Origin of the sequence: Klebsiella sp. EMBS2024 (assembly GCF_036233805.1) — a bacterium.
GTDB classification, from domain to species: Bacteria; Pseudomonadota; Gammaproteobacteria; order Enterobacterales; family Enterobacteriaceae; genus Klebsiella; species Klebsiella pneumoniae.
On record NZ_JAZARW010000001.1, the window covers coordinates 3,579,603 to 3,594,932 of the forward strand.

At 57.2% G+C, this 15,330-nt stretch carries 15 protein-coding genes; 7 read left to right on the plus strand and 8 right to left on the minus strand.

The annotated features are described in order from the left end of the window. Positions 1-29: 29 nt before the first annotated feature. From VZP09_RS16435 to VZP09_RS16445, 3 genes are read right to left on the minus strand one after another with little or no spacing between them, the layout of a single operon-like run. Positions 30-1,463, minus strand: a complete 1,434-nt coding sequence (locus VZP09_RS16435) for a glycoside hydrolase family 32 protein (protein WP_026005853.1) — start codon at positions 1,461-1,463, stop codon at positions 30-32. A 19-nt stretch (positions 1,464-1,482) separates the two neighbouring features. Next, positions 1,483-2,724: an MFS transporter gene (locus VZP09_RS16440; protein ID WP_002916000.1), complete on the minus strand. Its 1,242-nt coding sequence runs from the start codon at positions 2,722-2,724 to the stop codon at positions 1,483-1,485. Between the two features lie 12 nt (positions 2,725-2,736). Beyond that, positions 2,737-2,871 carry a hypothetical protein gene (locus tag VZP09_RS16445; RefSeq protein ID WP_004143987.1) on the minus strand — a complete coding sequence of 45 codons (135 nt, stop codon included), beginning with the start codon at positions 2,869-2,871 and terminating at the stop codon, positions 2,737-2,739. A gap of 94 nt (positions 2,872-2,965) precedes the next feature. On the opposite strand from VZP09_RS16445, the gene VZP09_RS16450 reads away from it, so the two are divergent. After that, entirely contained in the window at positions 2,966-3,961 is a 996-nt protein-coding gene (locus tag VZP09_RS16450; RefSeq protein ID WP_004149647.1) for a LacI family DNA-binding transcriptional regulator, read from the plus strand. Here VZP09_RS16450 and araE read toward each other — a convergent pair. Continuing rightward, entirely contained in the window at positions 3,958-5,379 is a 1,422-nt protein-coding gene (gene araE / locus VZP09_RS16455; protein WP_002916001.1) for an arabinose-proton symporter AraE, read from the minus strand. The two genes, VZP09_RS16450 and araE, sit on opposite strands and share 4 nt — an antisense overlap. A 295-nt stretch (positions 5,380-5,674) precedes the next feature. Next, the gene (gene kduD / locus VZP09_RS16460) at positions 5,675-6,436 is read right to left on the minus strand and encodes a 2-dehydro-3-deoxy-D-gluconate 5-dehydrogenase KduD (protein WP_002916003.1); all 762 of its coding nucleotides are present in this window, start codon (positions 6,434-6,436) and stop codon (positions 5,675-5,677) included. Positions 6,437-6,646: 210 nt separating this feature from the next. Here kduD and VZP09_RS16465 point away from each other — a divergent pair, with 210 nt between their 5' ends. Both VZP09_RS16465 and VZP09_RS16470 read left to right on the plus strand, forming a co-directional pair. Continuing rightward, a complete protein-coding gene (locus VZP09_RS16465; protein WP_004154563.1) occupies positions 6,647-6,778 on the plus strand; it encodes a hypothetical protein in 132 nt (43 codons plus the stop codon). A 143-nt stretch (positions 6,779-6,921) separates the two neighbouring features. Further along, entirely contained in the window at positions 6,922-8,097 is a 1,176-nt protein-coding gene (locus tag VZP09_RS16470) for an oligogalacturonate lyase family protein (protein WP_002916048.1), read from the plus strand. A gap of 135 nt (positions 8,098-8,232) precedes the next feature. Here the strand turns inward: VZP09_RS16470 and ompK26 are convergent, their stop codons facing one another. The 3 genes from ompK26 to VZP09_RS16485 all read right to left on the minus strand — a co-directional run bounded on the left by ompK26 (position 8,233) and on the right by VZP09_RS16485 (position 11,327). Next, on the minus strand, positions 8,233-8,928 hold the full coding sequence (gene ompK26 / locus VZP09_RS16475) for a KdgM family porin OmpK26 (RefSeq protein ID WP_048974701.1): 696 nt from the start codon (positions 8,926-8,928) through the stop codon (positions 8,233-8,235). 247 nt (positions 8,929-9,175) lie between these two features. After that, a complete protein-coding gene (locus VZP09_RS16480) occupies positions 9,176-10,339 on the minus strand; it encodes an acetyl-CoA C-acetyltransferase (RefSeq protein ID WP_015958933.1) in 1,164 nt (387 codons plus the stop codon). A 118-nt stretch (positions 10,340-10,457) separates the two neighbouring features. After that, positions 10,458-11,327, minus strand: a complete 870-nt coding sequence (locus VZP09_RS16485; protein ID WP_004185510.1) for a LysR family transcriptional regulator — start codon at positions 11,325-11,327, stop codon at positions 10,458-10,460. Between the two features lie 102 nt (positions 11,328-11,429). Between VZP09_RS16485 and VZP09_RS16490 the strand changes: the two genes are divergently transcribed. The 4 genes from VZP09_RS16490 to mrkH all read left to right on the plus strand — a co-directional run bounded on the left by VZP09_RS16490 (position 11,430) and on the right by mrkH (position 15,328). Next, positions 11,430-11,891, plus strand: a complete 462-nt coding sequence (locus VZP09_RS16490) for a multidrug/biocide efflux PACE transporter (RefSeq protein WP_002916056.1) — start codon at positions 11,430-11,432, stop codon at positions 11,889-11,891. A 123-nt stretch (positions 11,892-12,014) separates the two neighbouring features. Then, a complete protein-coding gene (locus VZP09_RS16495) occupies positions 12,015-13,244 on the plus strand; it encodes an amino acid permease (RefSeq protein ID WP_002916058.1) in 1,230 nt (409 codons plus the stop codon). Between the two features lie 118 nt (positions 13,245-13,362). Further along, complete coding sequence (locus VZP09_RS16500; RefSeq protein ID WP_002916061.1) at positions 13,363-14,241, plus strand: aldo/keto reductase family oxidoreductase; 879 nt, start codon at positions 13,363-13,365, stop codon at positions 14,239-14,241. Positions 14,242-14,623: 382 nt separating this feature from the next. Beyond that, positions 14,624-15,328 (plus strand): transcriptional activator MrkH, encoded by a 705-nt coding sequence (gene mrkH / locus VZP09_RS16505; protein ID WP_004152886.1) that lies wholly within the window; start codon positions 14,624-14,626, stop codon positions 15,326-15,328. Positions 15,329-15,330: the final 2 nt, after the last annotated feature.

Below are 15,330 nucleotides of genomic sequence, written 5' to 3' on the forward strand. Positions count from 1 at the left end.
ACGGGTTATTAACGACAACAGCCTTATTATTATTCGAGCTGCCAGGCGCCGGCTTCGGTTAATGCCGCCGAGCCGCTCCAGGCAAATAACGCTAATTCACGGCGGGGAGCCTGCGGATAGATACGGCTGCTCAGGCAGGCTTCGCCGTCATTGACAAAAACCTCCACCGAAGAGCTATCGAAAAATATTCGCAGGTTGAGATCCGCCCCGGCGGTCAACGGCACGCTGCGCGTCCCGCACAGGCCATACTGCGGATAATGCCGCTCCAGCACCAGACGCTGCTGTTGGGCATCCACGTAGATGCGCAGGCCATCGCCAAAGCGCAGACCATACTGCTCGGCGCTGCTGCGGGCGCAGTCCCAGCGCAGATTCACCTCCATCGCCTCGCAGTTGTCGACCATCGTCGTCTGCTGGTTGTTCAGGGTGCTGACCGGCCACGGGAACCAGGCGCCGCGCAGGCTCTCCACTTCTTTCGCCGGGCGCATCTGCAGGCGGTCATCCGCGCTCAGGCTCAGCTCGCGCGGCAGGGAGAGCATGCCCGCCCAGCCGTCCTGCTGCTCCGGCAGCGGCGATTCCCACATATCCAGCCAGCCAATCACGATCCGCCGGCCATCGGGGGTGGCGAAGCTTTGCGGGGCATAGAAATCGTGGCCGTTATCCATCTCCCGGAATTCGCCATGGCGAATAAAACGCTGGCCTGGCTGCCACTCGCCGATCAGATAGCCGCTCTGGAACAGATTACGGTTGCTGAACCCCGCGGCCTGCATCCCCTGTGGGGAAAACATCAGAACGCGTTTGCCGTTGAGGGTGAAGAAGTCCGGGCACTCCCACATATAGCCCATGGTGCTTTCCGCTTCATCCAGCACCCCCGCGTCCTGCCACTGGCGCAGATCGGCTGAACGGTACAGCCGCACCTGGCCGGTATCGCCTTCGCGCGCGCCGACGATCATGTACCAGCTATCTCCCTCACGCCAGACCTTCGGGTCACGGAAGTGGTGCATACCCGGCGGGGTGTCGACCACCATCCCCTGGCGCTCAAAGTGGATCCCGTCNCGGCTGGTGGCCAGACACTGCACCTGATACAGATTGGCTTCGTCGCCAGGATCGCCGTGGAACTTATGCCCGGTGTAAATCAGCGCCAGGGTATCGCCATCGACCACCGCCGAGCCGGAGAAGCAGCCGTCTTTATCCTCCGGGCCCTCCGGCGCCAGGGCTACCGGCAAATGCTCCCAGTGCACCAGATCCTTACTGCGCGCGTGCCCCCAGTGCATCGGCCCCCACTGGGTGGAGTACGGGTGATGTTGATAAAAGGCATGGTACCAGCCGTCGAACCACACCAGACCGTTTGGGTCGTTGATCCACCCGGCGCGGGCCGCCAGGTGATAGTGCGGATACCAGCGCAGATTCAGCGCCTGGCGTTGTGTCTGGAGTACCTGTTCAGCCCGGGAGATTGTGTAAGTCATCATTTTCACTCTTTTTGATTCAGATAGCGGTAGGTTGCGACACCAGCGGATCGGCGGAGGATTTGCCGGAGCGCAACAAGAAGATGGAAATAAAGGTGGTGCAGAACACCAGCAGGCCCATGATCAGGTAGGACTGGGCGAAGCCATATTTTTCATAGCTGTAGCCCGCCAGCGGCGACAATACGCTGGCGATAATCGAGCTGGTGCAGGCGAAGCCCACCAGATAGAGGGTGGAGGAGAGACGTTTATCGAAGTTGAGGCTGTTGTACTTAAAGATAGCCACCAGCAGTATCGGCAACTCCACCGCGTGCAGCAGTTTGGTGATGGAGATCAGCAGCGGCCCCTCCACCAGACCGGAGGCCACCATGCGCATCGCCATCACCATGCCGGCGAAAATCAGACCGTTTTTGGCGCCGATGCGGTTCACCAGCCACGGCGCGCAGAACATGCCGGCCGCCTCGAGGAACACCTGGAAGGAGTTGAGGTAGCCATACATCTCATTGCCTTCCTGCAGGGTCGCGAACTGCGATGAGAAATAGACCGGGAACTGCTGGTCATAGACGCCGTAAATGCAGGTGCCGATGACGAAGAAGACCAGCGCCCAAAAGCGCGGCAGCGTCAGCAGGCGCAGCGCATCTTCGAGGGTCACCTTACCGCCCGATACCGCCTCCTGCATCGCATGCGGCGCCGAGGAGACCCGCAGCCGCGCCAACAGGATAAAGAACACCAGCCCGGAACAGCTGGCGACGAGGAAGTTTAGCTGCGGATTGATGTTAAACAGCAGGCCGGCGAAGAAGGTGGCCACCGCCCAGCCCAGCGAGCCCCACATCCGCGCCCTGCCGAATTCAAACTGGCTCTGACGCGCCACCCTCTCGGTGTAAGATTCCAGCACGCCGATGCCGCCGTTAAAGGTCAAACCGATATAGATCCCGCCAAAGATGCTGCCCAACAGGACGTTGATTTTCAGCAGGTGGCCGAACAGCAGATACGCCGGACCAGAGAGGATCAGCAGCGCGGTGATATACCAGAGCAGATGTTTGCGCAGCCCCAGCTTGTCCTGGATAAATCCATAGCAAACTTGCGCAAACAGCGCGGAAACCGACAGTACGGCATAGATAATACCGGTATCGCCTGCCTTCAGCCCAACCTCCTGGTGAAGCCAGATAGAGAGCAAGGAGCCGGATGACGACCAGGTCACAAAAAAGAAAAATAGTAAGGCACTGAGCAACGGGTAGCTGTGTGAGTGAGGCGCTTTCATCATGACATTCTCGTGTTAGAGGAATGCAATTATGGTAACGTTAACAAAAAACAAAACGCAGGTGGATTCGCTGCGATATATGATGTTAATCACAAAAGTTAACGTTAACATAATGAAGATGCGATCGCGATCAAAAATCAACCGCAACATAGCTCACGACGGCGATAGCAGAAAATCGTTTCACTCTTTTACATCAGCGACTTAGTTGTATAGCCTGTACTCTGCGGCAATGGCGGAGGAAAAAATGGCGTCCCTGAAAGATGTAGCAAAACTGGCGAATGTATCTCTGATGACCGTCTCACGGGCGCTGAACACCCCGGAGCGGCTGAAGCCTGAGACACTGGCCCGCGTGCAGGCCGCCATCGCCGAAACCAACTACGTCCCCGACCTGTCGGCGAAGAAGATCCGCGGGGCGCGCGCCACCCCCAGCACCATCGGCGTGCTGGCGCTGGATACCGTGACCACGCCCTTTTCGGTGGAGATCACCTTATCGATCGAAGAGACGGCCCGCGCCCACGGCTGGAACAGCTTTGTGGTCAATATGTTTTCTGACGATCGTCCGGAAGCGGTGGTCGACCTGCTCCTCTCCCATCGTCCGGACGGCATTATCTTTACCACCATGGGCCTGCGCCAGGTACCGCTGCCGGAAAAACTGCTGACTCTGCCCTGCGTGCTGGCCAACTGCGAAAGCCTCAGCCAGCCGGTGGCCAGCTATATCCCGGACGATGAACAGGGGCAGTACGACGCGGTGAAAGCCCTGCTTGCCGCTGGCTATCGTCGTCCGCTGTGCCTGCACTTACCCGCCAGCCAGCCGGCGACGATCCGCCGCCGCCGGGGGCTGGAGCGCGCCTGCCGGGAGGCCGGTATCGAACCGGACCATCTGAGCCATTCGTATATGGGCCAGGGCGATGAGCATTACCACGATATCCCGGCGGTGGTGCTGGCGCATATCCGCGAGGGTAAACCTGGCTTTGACTCAGTGATCTGCGGCAACGATCGCATCGCGTTTATGGTCTATCAGACGCTGCTGGGCCAGGGGTTACGCATTCCACAGGACGTGGCGGTAGTGGGATACGACAACATGGTGGGCATTGGCGATCTGTTTCTACCGCCGCTCTCCACAGTGCAACTGCCGCATTATGACATCGGGCGCCTGAGCGCCCTGCATATCATTCACGGCGACAACCATCGGGAGACGCGCAAAGTCGCCAGCCCGTGGTTGCCGCGCGCCTCACATTAACGATTACCGATGTTACGCAGCTTCTCGCCCGCCATCAGGTTGCGCTCAATGTGCTCGAGGGTGACATTCTTGGTTTCCGGGATCAGCCAGAAGGTGATGCCGATAAAGGCCACGTTGAGCGCCGTGTAGAGCCAGAAGGTGCCGGCGGCGCCAATCGCGTCAAGCAGCGTCAGGAAAGTGGCGCCGATGATCATGTTCGACACCCAGTTGGTGGTGGTCGAGCAGGTGATACCGAAGTCGCGGCATTTTAGCGGCTGGATCTCGGAGCAGAGGATCCACACTACCGGCGCCGCGCTCATCGCATACCCGGCAATACACATCATGGTCATGCCGACGGAGAGCCAGGAGAGGCCGCTGGATGCGGTGCCATTGTCGAACTGCATCAGGCAGTAGCCCAGCACCAGAGTGCCCAGCGCCATCACGCTAAAGCCGATTTTCAGCGCTGGCTTGCGGCCCGCTTTATCCACTGTGAACACCGCAATAAAGGTGGCAAACATAAAGGTCAGGCCCACCACCAGGGTGGCGATCATCTGCTGTTCAGTAGTGGTAAAGCCCGCCATTTTAAAGATACGCGGCGCATAGTACATGATGATGTTCATGCCGGTGAACTGCTGCATCGCCTGCAGCAGCATGCCCAGGAACACCGCCCGGCGCACGTTACGATTGACCTTAAACAACGCCCAACCGCCCTGCTTCAGCTTGAGGCTCTCACGGATCTCGTTAAGCTCGTCGCGCGCCTTTTCCGAGGTATCGCGCAGCATCCGCAGCACTTCTTCCGCTTCGATATGGCGTCCCTTCTCCGCCAGCCAGCGCGGGCTGTTCGGCAAAAAGACGACCAGAATGATCAGGATCACCGCCGGCAGCGCCAGCACGCCCAGCATGGCGCGCCAGTTACCGCTGTAGCTAAAGGCGGTATCGGAAAGAAACGCCAGCACAATGCCAAGGGTGACCATCAGCTGATACATACTGATCATTTTCCCGCGCACGTTCTCGCTGGCCATCTCGGAGAGGTACAGCGGCGCGGTATAAGAGGCAATCCCGACTGCCACGCCCAACACCACGCGGGCCACCAGCAGCACCTCCACGCTGGCGGCAAAAGCGGATCCGATAGAGCCGGCCACAAAGAGTACGGCCCCCGCCATCAGGCTGTATTTACGACCAAGGCGGAACGACAGCCAGCCGTTAAACAGCGCGCCTATCGCCGCCCCCAACATCATGCTGCTAACCACCCACTCCTGAAGCTGGCTGGATAAGGTGAAATGGTCGGTTATAAAGGGCAACGCTCCGGATATCACGCCGATATCCAGGCCAAAGAGCAAGCCCGCCACCGCCGCGGCGATGGAAACAAACCAGTTCATCCGCCGGGTATCACGTTGCGTCCGCGGCGATAATGTAGAGTCGTTACTGATTGAAGTCATTTTTTTCCTGCCACACAGAGTAAGACATAAGACGAAAGTACGTGACTGGTGGATGAATGGGTCAGGCAGGATAAGCCAAAGATATGGACTATATTGCTGGCAGGATGGGTTTTGTGATGGACATTAAACTTTCAAAGTAACAAAAAATGCGTTTCCAATAGTTAATAACCCTGTTTATACAGAGCGGTAACATTATACCTGTGTTCAGGAGTATGGACGATCCGCACTTTTGCGTATGGACAATAATTGCTCAGAAGGCCGGAGCGATACCACAGACCCCGGCCATCGCGGACGGTTAGCGCGCCAGCCAGCCGCCGTCCACCGCCACCGTGTAGCCATTGATGTAATCGGAGGCTGAGGAGGCAAGGAACACGACTGGCCCCATCAGATCGGCCGGTAGCCCCCAGCGCCCGGCGGGAATGCGATCGAGGATTTCGCTGCTACGCTGCTCGTCGGCGCGCAGCTGCTGGGTGTTGTTGGTCGCCATATACCCCGGGGCGATGGCGTTGACGTTGATGTTGTGTTTGGCCCACTCGTTGGCCAGCAGGCGGGTGACGCCCATCACCGCGCTTTTGGATGCGGTATACGACGGCACGCGGATCCCCCCCTGGAACGACAGCATGGAGGCGATGTTAATGATCTTCCCGCCGCTGCCCTGGGCGATAAAGTGTTTCGCCGCCGCCTGGGACATAAAAAATACGCTCTTGATGTTGAGGTTCATCACGTCGTCCCAGTCTTTTTCGCTGAACGCCAGCGCGTCCTCGCGGCGAATCAGGCCGGCATTGTTGACCAGAATATCAATATGGCCGAACTCCGCCACCGCCCGCTCCAGAAGCTGAGGAATACCGTCGATCTGGCGCAGGTCGGCGGTCAGGCTAAGAAAACGGCGTCCCAGCGCGGTTACTCGCTCGATAGTCTCCACCGGTTCGACGATATTGATACCGACAATATCGCAGCCCGCTTCCGCCAGCCCGAGGGCCATCCCCTGACCTAAACCGGTATCGCATCCGCTCACGACGGCCACTTTTCCCTGCAGGGAGAATGCATCAAGAATCATATTATGTTCCTTAGTCGTTCAGAGCCTGCTGTTTGCAGGCAAGGTTCTCTCGGCCCGGTCCGCGCCGGCGGCGCGACTGAGCGTGGGGCGAACTCTCGGGCATAGCCCACCATAATGAAAATAAAACAGAGTTCCGTTTTGCTGATGGGTGCCATCTTAGCCCCGCCCCCAGCCATTTTCAATATTATTTAAAACGATGTTTCATTTTTTATGATGATGATTACAAAAAAAGAAAAAGCGAAGGAGCCTCCCGGCACGCGCCAGGCCGGAAAAGGTTTTGAAAAGATGAAGATTCAACCGATTGTCTGCAGAGGTGCCGAAGCGAAGCCAGCAGCCCGCTGAAAACGCGGGAATTACGCTGAACTGCGTGAGCCATCACAAATAATGAAACAATGTTTTGATAAATTAATACCCGTCTTTTAAAACATATCACTCAGCGACACGCCTCTGGTCCAGCGGCATCGCAGGAAAGAAAGGAGCACTACATGGCTAAAGGCATGCGGGTCAAACTGAATTATCACGTCAGCCACGATCCGGATACCGGGGCGGAAGTCACCCGCTTAACCCCCCCGGAGGTCACCTGTCATCGCAACTACTTCTATCAGAAGTGCTTTTTTAACGATGGCAGCCATTTACTGTTCGCCGGCGAGTTTGACGGCCACTGGAACTACTATCTGCTGAATATCGCCAGCGCCGAGGCCGTCCAGCTAACCGAAGGCGCCGGGGATAACACCTTCGGCGGCTTCCTCTCCCCGGACGATAAGTCGCTTTATTACGTGAAAAATGACCGTATCCTGCTGGAAGTCAACCTGACCACCCTCGCCGAGCGCGAAGTTTATCGCGTTAGCGATGACTGGGTAGGGTATGGCACCTGGGTGGCAAACAGCGATTGCAGCAAACTGGTGGGCATTGAGATTGCCAAAAGCGACTGGACGCCACTCAACGACTGGCAGATTTTCCATGATTTCTTCCATAAAGGACCGCACTGCCGCCTGCTGCGCGTCGACCTGCGCAGCGGTGAGAGCCAGGTGATCCATGAGGAAAAAATCTGGCTGGGACACCCGATCTATCGTCCCTTCGACGACCATACCGTCGCCTTCTGCCATGAAGGGCCGCACGATCTGGTGGACGCCCGCATGTGGCTGGTCAACGAGGATGGCAGCCATGTTCGCAAAGTCAAAGCGCATGCTCCAGGCGAAAGCTGTACTCATGAATTTTGGGTGCCGGACGGTTCGGCGCTGATCTACGTCTCCTATCTGAAAGGCCAGCAGGGACGGACGATCTATCGCTTTGATCCCGAAAGCGGCGTCAACGAGGCCCTGATGACGATGCCGGCCTGCTCGCATCTGATGAGCAATTTCGATGGCACGCTGCTGGTAGGCGATGGCTCAGGTACACCGGTGGATGTCAAGGATACCGGCGGCTACTCCATTGATAACGATCCCTGGCTGTATGTCTTTAACGTGGCGGAAAAGCGCTACTTCCGCGTCGCGCGCCATGATACCTCGTGGGCGACGGTGGCCAACAGCCGCCAGGTAACGCACCCGCACCCCTCATTTACCCCGGACGATAGCGCCATTCTGTTCAGCTCCGATAAAGACGGTAAACCGGCCATCTATATCGCGAAATTACCCGCGCACCCGTCAATGCTGAGCGCCTGATCCACGCCACACTTCTTTCTGTAACTGGCCTTGCCCTCCTTCATGGAGGGCTTTTTTTGTCCCTTCTCTTTCCCCCATAAAAAAACCCCGGCTGACGGCGCCGGGGAAAACAAACGATGAGGGATGAATGGTCGGTCAGAACGAGTAAGCCACCCCAACGCGGAAGCGGGTCTGGCGATCGCTGCGGTCATTGACCCCGACGTTGCCAATTTCGCCATACGGCGACCAGTTATTATCCAGCTTATAGGCCACCTTCACGTTATATTCCTGCGAGTAGGGTTTATTGTCGTTGCGGCTGACCCCTTCCGAGCTGCGGGCATAGACATAGTTCAGCTCTGTACGCCAGTCGCCGAGGACAAATCCGGCCCACGCGTCGCCGCGGTTAACTTTGTCATCACCTTTGCCGGCGTTGTTCGGGTAGCGGGTGTACTCATAGCGATAGCGAGCGGCGACATAGAAGCCGTTGTCGAAGCTGTACTGCGCGTGCAGGTGCGGCTTGTAGATGGAGCGGCTGTCGTTGCTCTCAATGGTAAATCCGGGGGTGAGGAACAGGTTCGACGTTGCTTTCCAGCGCCAGCTGATGGTGTCTTCATGGCCATTGCCCACCACGTCCGAATAGGGTTGCGAACCGTTGTCGCCGCCTGAGCGCCATTTGGCCTCGACGGTAAAGCCTAAGCCGTTGGCAAAGCGGTGAGAAACGGAGACGCGGTCAGCATTACTTTTATCACTCTTTCCGCCATCAATAAATTCATGACGTAAATCTATCGTTACCGCGGTTGCTGCAAAAGACATACCGCAGAGGGCGGCGAGAACCAGAGAGCGTTTTAACATAGGGTACCCTTACAATAAATAAAATGACATTTCGTTTTTATGAAACATCATTTTATTTTTTAGGCACCATAGTTTTAGTGACCAGGATCGTAGTTATTTGTTTCAAAAAAGGTGGCACAACAAGACGTGACGAAGCTCAATAATTTCGCCGGGGAGAGTGAAAGAGGGAGGGAAAAATAAGGGTTCGGCAAAGCACGGCGCATAAAAAAGGCCTCCCGCAGGAGGCCATGGAAATCGAGGTATAGCGCTATGCGCGTTCTACCGCCAGCGCCACGCCTTGGCCGCCGCCAATGCACAGCGTCGCCAGACCTTTGCGGGCATCGCGCTTGATCATTTCATGCACCAGCGACACCAGAATCCGGCAGCCGGAGGCGCCGATGGGGTGGCCGAGGGCGATCGCGCCGCCGTTGACGTTGACCCGGCGCTCATCCCACTCCAGTACCCGGCCAACCGAGATCGCCTGAGCGGCAAAGGCCTCATTGGCTTCGATCAGATCGACGTCGTCCAGCCGCCAGCCGGCCCGCTCCAGACAGCGACGGGTGGCATGCACCGGGGCAATGCCCATCAGCGCCGGATCGACGCCGACGCTGGCGAAGGCGCGGATCCGCGCAAGGATCGGCAGCCCCAGCTCCAACGCTTTAGCCTCGCTCATCATCATTACCGCCGCCGCGCCGTCATTGATGCTTGAGGCGTTGCCGGCGGTTACCGATCCAAGGCGATCGAAGGTGGGCTGCAGGCTGGCCAGCCCTTCCGCGCTGGCATCCACCCGCGGTTGTTCATCGGTATCCACGGTGCGCGCCGCGCCGTTATGCTCGGTGACAACCGGGACGATCTCATCGCGAAAGCGACCGGAATCAATCGCCTTGCGCGCCTTATGCTGTGAGCTGAGCGCCCAGGCGTCCTGCAGCTCGCGACTGATGCCAAATTCCCGGGCCAGGTTTTCCGCCGTGACGCCCATATGATAATCGTTGAAAGCATCCCACAGCCCATCATGCACCAGACTGTCAATCAGCTGGGCGCCGGTGCGGCTGTCGGTAAGCACATGCGGAGCGCGGCTCATATTCTCCTGGCCGCCAGCGATCACCACGTCCGCTTCCCCGCACTGGATCGCCTGGGTAGCGAGGTGCAGAGCCTTCAGGCCGGAACCGCAGACATCGTTAATGGTGATAGCCGATACGGTGTTAGGCAGCCCACCGCGAATAGCGGACTGACGCGCCGGATTTTGTCCGGTCCCCGCGGTCAGCACCTGGCCGAGGATCACCTCATCCACGCTGTGCGGATCGATTCCCGTCTTCTCCACCAGCGCCTTCACCACCACGCTCCCCAGCTCGACGGCTGAATGGCGCGATAATGCGCCCTGAAAGCAGCCAATCGGCGTTCGCAGCGCGCCGACGATCACGACATCCTTCATCCTCTACCCCTGCCCATGCATTTGTGCAAAGAAACAGCGATATACTAGATAATTGTTATCAAAAAACTTTGTAATTGTTTAAAAAAAGTGAAGCCAATCACAAAGAAACAGCTATTCGTTAACGTTCACGCCGCTGCAGATGCTGACGCAGCCAGCTGCCGGCCGCTCCCGGCGGCGCTTTCTTATTCCACAGCAGATCGACTGAAATCGCCCGCGGCCAGCCGGGGATATCGAGCGCCACCAGCCCGCCCTGCGGCGCAAACTCCGCCACCAGCGCGCTGGGCAGAATGCACCAGCCGAACCCCTGCGCCGCCATGCTGAGCAGCAGCAGGTAGTTTGGCGCCGACCAGACCTGGCCTGCGGCAGGTTCGGTGGCGCTGGCCAGAAAGGTGCTCAAACGCAGCTCGCGCCAGCTGCGCAGCTCATCCCAGGCGACCTTACCCTGCGCCGCCAGCGGATGGCCAGGGGCTACATAAATGCCCATCGCCGTCTGCAGCGGCAGGCGGGTGCTGCCGATATCGGTGGGGTAGCGCTCCCTCGCCTCAATCAGCCCCACCTGGGCGCGGGATTTTTGCAGGAGATCGATCACATCCTCGTCTTCGCCAATCAAACACTCAAACTCGGTATGAGGAAAGCGGCGGTCAAACTGCACCAGCAGATCTTCCAGCACGTCCGGGTGCAGAGTATCGGAGAGCACGAAGGTCAGCCGCGGCTCCGTCTCGCCGGACAGCGACACAGCCAGTTCGTCCAGCCGCTCGCTGGCGGCGAGAATCGCTTTGACATAGCTCAGCACCTGCTCCCCCTGCGGGGTCAGCGTCGGTTGCCGCGTTGCCCTGTCAAAGAGGGTTACGCCGAGATCGGCCTCCAGATTGGCGATGGCGGTACTGATCGTCGACTGACTTTTCCGCAGGCGGCGGGCGGCGGCGGAGAACGATCCGCTGTCGACCGCCTCGACAAAGGCGGTTAAGGCTTCCGGTGAATAACGCATGATGTATCTACAATATCGATGGGTCTTATCTTTTGTTTATCATATTTTTCCATAAACTGCCGGGTAATTTCCTGTTCAGGCTAAAACTGGAGGTAGCTCGCCATGCAACAGACCCCACATCAGCGCAAGACGCTCACCGAACGCGTTATCCACGCCATCACCTTCGAAGGACTGGCGACGCTGATCCTCGCCCCTACCGCCGCCTGGCTGATGCAGCGCTCGGTAGTGGAGATGGGCGGACTGAGCATTCTGCTCGCCACCCTGGCGATGGTATGGAACATTATCTATAACGCGGCGTTCGATCGCCTGTGGCCGGTCTCCCGCTTCCCCCGCCAGCTGAAAGTACGCGCCCTGCACGCGCTCGGTTTCGAAACCGGATTCGTCATCATTGGCGTCACCATGGTGGCGATCGTGCTGGGCGTCTCGCTGCTGCAGGCGTTTATGCTGGAGATCGGTTTTATGCTTTTCTTCCTGCCCTACACCATGGCCTTTAACTGGGTATGGGACACCCTGCGCGAGCGCGTTATTCGTCACCGCCGCCCGCGCCAGACGGCGCGCGGTTAATCCCGGCGCGGATCTTCGACGATCCGCCGCGACTTTATCACCAAAAACTATCGCAACAGACGAACCATAAATATGGTAAATTGCACTCCTTTTTTTTGGTTTGACGGTTGATAAAGTCGCATAATGTCTAAAATTTGGTCTAAAGAAGAAACTCTATGGAGTTTTGCCTTATATGGCACTGCAGTAGGCGCTGGGACGCTATTTCTACCGATCCAGCTGGGTTCGGCTGGCGCCATTGTGCTGTTCATCACCGCGCTGGTCGCCTGGCCGCTCACTTACTGGCCCCACAAAGCGCTGAGCCAGTTTATTCTCTCGGCCAATATCGCGCCGGGAACCGGGATCACCGGCGCAGTTAATCACTACTATGGTAAGAAAATTGGCAACCTGATCACCGGCCTCTATTTCCTTGCCTTCTTTGTGGTGGTGCTCATCTACGCCGTGGCCATCACCAACTCGCTGGCCGAACAGGTGGCGCATCGCACGCCGATGACCCCAGGGCTGCGTGCGCTGCTGAGTCTGGGGGTCGTGCTGGTCCTCAACCTGATCTTTCTCATGGGACGGCAGGTCACCATCAAGGTGATGGGCTTTCTGGTCTTCCCGCTTATCGCCTGTTTCCTGTTTCTCTCCCTCTATTTAATCCGCGACTGGCATCCGGAGCATCTCACCAGCCAGATGCAGTTCAGCCCGCAGACGCTCCACCAGGTCTGGATCTCTATTCCCGTGATGGTTTTCGCTTTTAGCCATACGCCGATCATCTCGACTTTTGCTATCGATCAGCAGGAGAAACACGGCGACCTGGCCATGGGTAAATGCAAAAAAATCATGAAGGTGGCCTACACCATCATCTGCGCCAGCGTGCTGTTTTTTGTCTTCAGTTGTCTGCTGGCGATCCCGGCAACCTATATAGAGACCGCCCGCGATCAGGGGGTGACTATCCTCTCCGCCCTGTCGATGGTGCCAGGCGCGCCGGGATGGCTGGCGGTGACCGGCATCATCGTCGCCGTCGTCGCTATGTCGAAGTCGTTTCTCGGAACCTACTTCGGAGTGATTGAGGGCGCCAGCGAAATCGTCAAAAGCTCGCTGGGCCTGCTGGGCGTGCGTAAGAGCCGCGCTTTCAACCGCGCGATGTCGATCCTGCTGGTCTCCGCCTTCACTTTTGCGGTGTGCTTTATCAACCCGAATGCGATCTCAATGATCTACGCTATCAGCGGACCGCTTATCGCCATGATCCTGTTTATTATGCCCACGCTGTCGACATGGCTCATTCCGGCGCTGAAGCCGTACCGCTCGGTGGGTAACGCCATTACGCTGGTGGTTGGCCTGCTCTGCGTGTCGGTGATGTTCTTCGGCTAATCCCCTCTGGCGACAGCGGCTGCCTGAGCTGCTGTCGCACATTCTGACAATATTCTCCCCCTTGCCTTCCTTGTGAGCGGATTACACTTACGGCTTAGCCACCGTGAGGAGAGTTCTTATGTCCAGTGTCACCTTATCCGGTCGCGGCACGCTCGGCGATCGCCAGGTCTATCGCTTAGGTTACGGCGCGATGCAGCTGGCCGGCCCCGGTGTCTTCGGCCCGCCCAAAGATCCTGAAGAAGCGGTGCGCGTACTACAGGCCGCCGTCGAGGCCGGGATAAACCATATCGATACCTCTGATTTCTACGGTCCACATGTCACCAATCAGTTGATCCGCAAAGCGCTCCACCCCTACCCTGACGATCTGTGCATTGTCACCAAGGTCAGCGCCCGCCGTGACGAGAAAGGCAACTGGCTACCGGCCATGTCGCCCGCCGAACTGACCCAGGCCGTTGAAGACAATTTGCGTCACCTGGGGCTTGAGGTACTGGAAGTGGTTAATCTGCGCAGTATGCTGAGCCCGCACGGCCCGGTGGAGGGTTCGCTGGAGGCGCCACTCGCCACCCTGCTGGAACTGAAAGAGCGAGGATTAATCCGCCATATCGGCCTCAGCAACGTGACGGCAAAGCAGGTCGCGGATGCGCAGAAAATGACGCCCATCGTCTGCGTGCAAAATCTTTATAACGTTGCCCATCGCGCCGACGACGCGCTGGTGGATGCGCTGGCCGCCCAGCACATCGCCTGGGTGCCCTTTTTCCCGCTGGGCGGTTTTACGCCGTTGCAGGCGCAGGAGTTGAACGAGGTCGCGGCTTCGCTTGAGGCGACGCCGATGCAGGTCGCCCTCGCCTGGCTGCTCCAGCGAGCGCCAAATATTCTGCTGATCCCCGGCACCTCCTCCCGCACGCACCTCGCGGAAAATATTGCCGCTGCCGAGCTGGTCCTGCCCGCGGAAGCGCTGCGCACCCTCGATAATATCGCCACCGCCGCGCGCCGCTGACCTGCCAGACAAAATGGAGGGAACCCTATCCCTCCTCAATATTTGCCTGGAAAAACCTCACCGCTACTGGCACTATAGATCCTACAAATGGGGCGTGATCGACGATCGTTCTCTCATTATCCCCGTTAATTAAACTTAAGTTTTTATCCTTCGACCGGTCTCCAGCTTGGAGGCCGTTGTCGTTTTTGTCATGACCAAAATTCGAAACTCTTGATTACAGGAAATACAATATCAAATTCCAAGTTTATACATATCAATCTGGCTGCAAAGATAGTCAATAACATCAAACGCTCATAAAAACATCTGATTAACCCAATCAGAATGTTGCTATTGCTATAAGAAAAATCAAACGCCTCACGACAACTATTTACAAGGGATGCATATGACAGAGGGAACGATAAAGACCAGTAAGTATGAAATTATTGCTATTTTCAGAGAGGAGTTGCGCAAACGTACTGAAATTGAAATATTTTTTAACAACACCAGTATCATAACCCAACTGACGCGCGTGGACTTTGCCGAGTTTCATATTCAGACCCATCGCAAAATCCCGTCCGGGCATAAAATTCGCTTTCTCCTGCATAGCGATTCAGGGAAAATAGAGTTTAATGCGGCCCTGACAAAACATGACAATAGCGGTGTCGATAAAGGTATCCGCTACGCTTTTTCATTGCCTGAATGCCTGCAGGTAGTGCAGCGTCGCCGCGATCCCCGCTTTCGTTTACGCCATGAGCATGACTTTTATTGCCGCGGCCGCCATAAAAACGGCGAAAACTATCTTTTCGATATCAAAGACATTTCAGATGGCGGTTGCGCATTGATGACCAAAACGCCGAATCTTAAATTCCTCAGCCACAACGCCTTACTGAAAAACGCCGTACTGATGCTTGCAGAATATGGCGAGATCACCATCGACCTGGTGGTCAAAAATGTCATTGTTATCACCCTGGATAACGCTAATGAAGAGAGTGAGAGCTACTATCAGATATCCTGCCAGTTTAAGTTCCGCCATCTCGATGACCAGCGCAGAATAGAGAAGATACTGCTGGACCTGATCTTAGAAGCCAAGCGCAAAAAGAGAATCTGACA

Bases quoted from the DNA above. Each gene is read 5' to 3' on its own strand.
- VZP09_RS16440 (WP_002916000.1), bottom strand. From the start codon at position 2,724: ATGATGAAAGCGCCTCACTCACACAGCTACCCGTTGCTCAGTGCCTTA.
- VZP09_RS16445 (WP_004143987.1), bottom strand. From the start codon at position 2,871: ATGTTGCGGTTGATTTTTGATCGCGATCGCATCTTCATTATGTTAACG.
- VZP09_RS16450 (WP_004149647.1), top strand. From the start codon at position 2,966: ATGGCGTCCCTGAAAGATGTAGCAAAACTGGCGAATGTATCTCTGATG.
- araE (WP_002916001.1), bottom strand. From the start codon at position 5,379: ATGACTTCAATCAGTAACGACTCTACATTATCGCCGCGGACGCAACGT.
- kduD (WP_002916003.1), bottom strand. From the start codon at position 6,436: ATGATTCTTGATGCATTCTCCCTGCAGGGAAAAGTGGCCGTCGTGAGC.
- VZP09_RS16465 (WP_004154563.1), top strand. From the start codon at position 6,647: ATGATGATGATTACAAAAAAAGAAAAAGCGAAGGAGCCTCCCGGCACG.
- VZP09_RS16470 (WP_002916048.1), top strand. From the start codon at position 6,922: ATGGCTAAAGGCATGCGGGTCAAACTGAATTATCACGTCAGCCACGAT.
- ompK26 (WP_048974701.1), bottom strand. From the start codon at position 8,928: ATGTTAAAACGCTCTCTGGTTCTCGCCGCCCTCTGCGGTATGTCTTTT.
- VZP09_RS16480 (WP_015958933.1), bottom strand. From the start codon at position 10,339: ATGAAGGATGTCGTGATCGTCGGCGCGCTGCGAACGCCGATTGGCTGC.
- VZP09_RS16485 (WP_004185510.1), bottom strand. From the start codon at position 11,327: ATGCGTTATTCACCGGAAGCCTTAACCGCCTTTGTCGAGGCGGTCGAC.
- VZP09_RS16490 (WP_002916056.1), top strand. From the start codon at position 11,430: ATGCAACAGACCCCACATCAGCGCAAGACGCTCACCGAACGCGTTATC.
- VZP09_RS16495 (WP_002916058.1), top strand. From the start codon at position 12,015: ATGTCTAAAATTTGGTCTAAAGAAGAAACTCTATGGAGTTTTGCCTTA.
- VZP09_RS16500 (WP_002916061.1), top strand. From the start codon at position 13,363: ATGTCCAGTGTCACCTTATCCGGTCGCGGCACGCTCGGCGATCGCCAG.
- mrkH (WP_004152886.1), top strand. From the start codon at position 14,624: ATGACAGAGGGAACGATAAAGACCAGTAAGTATGAAATTATTGCTATT.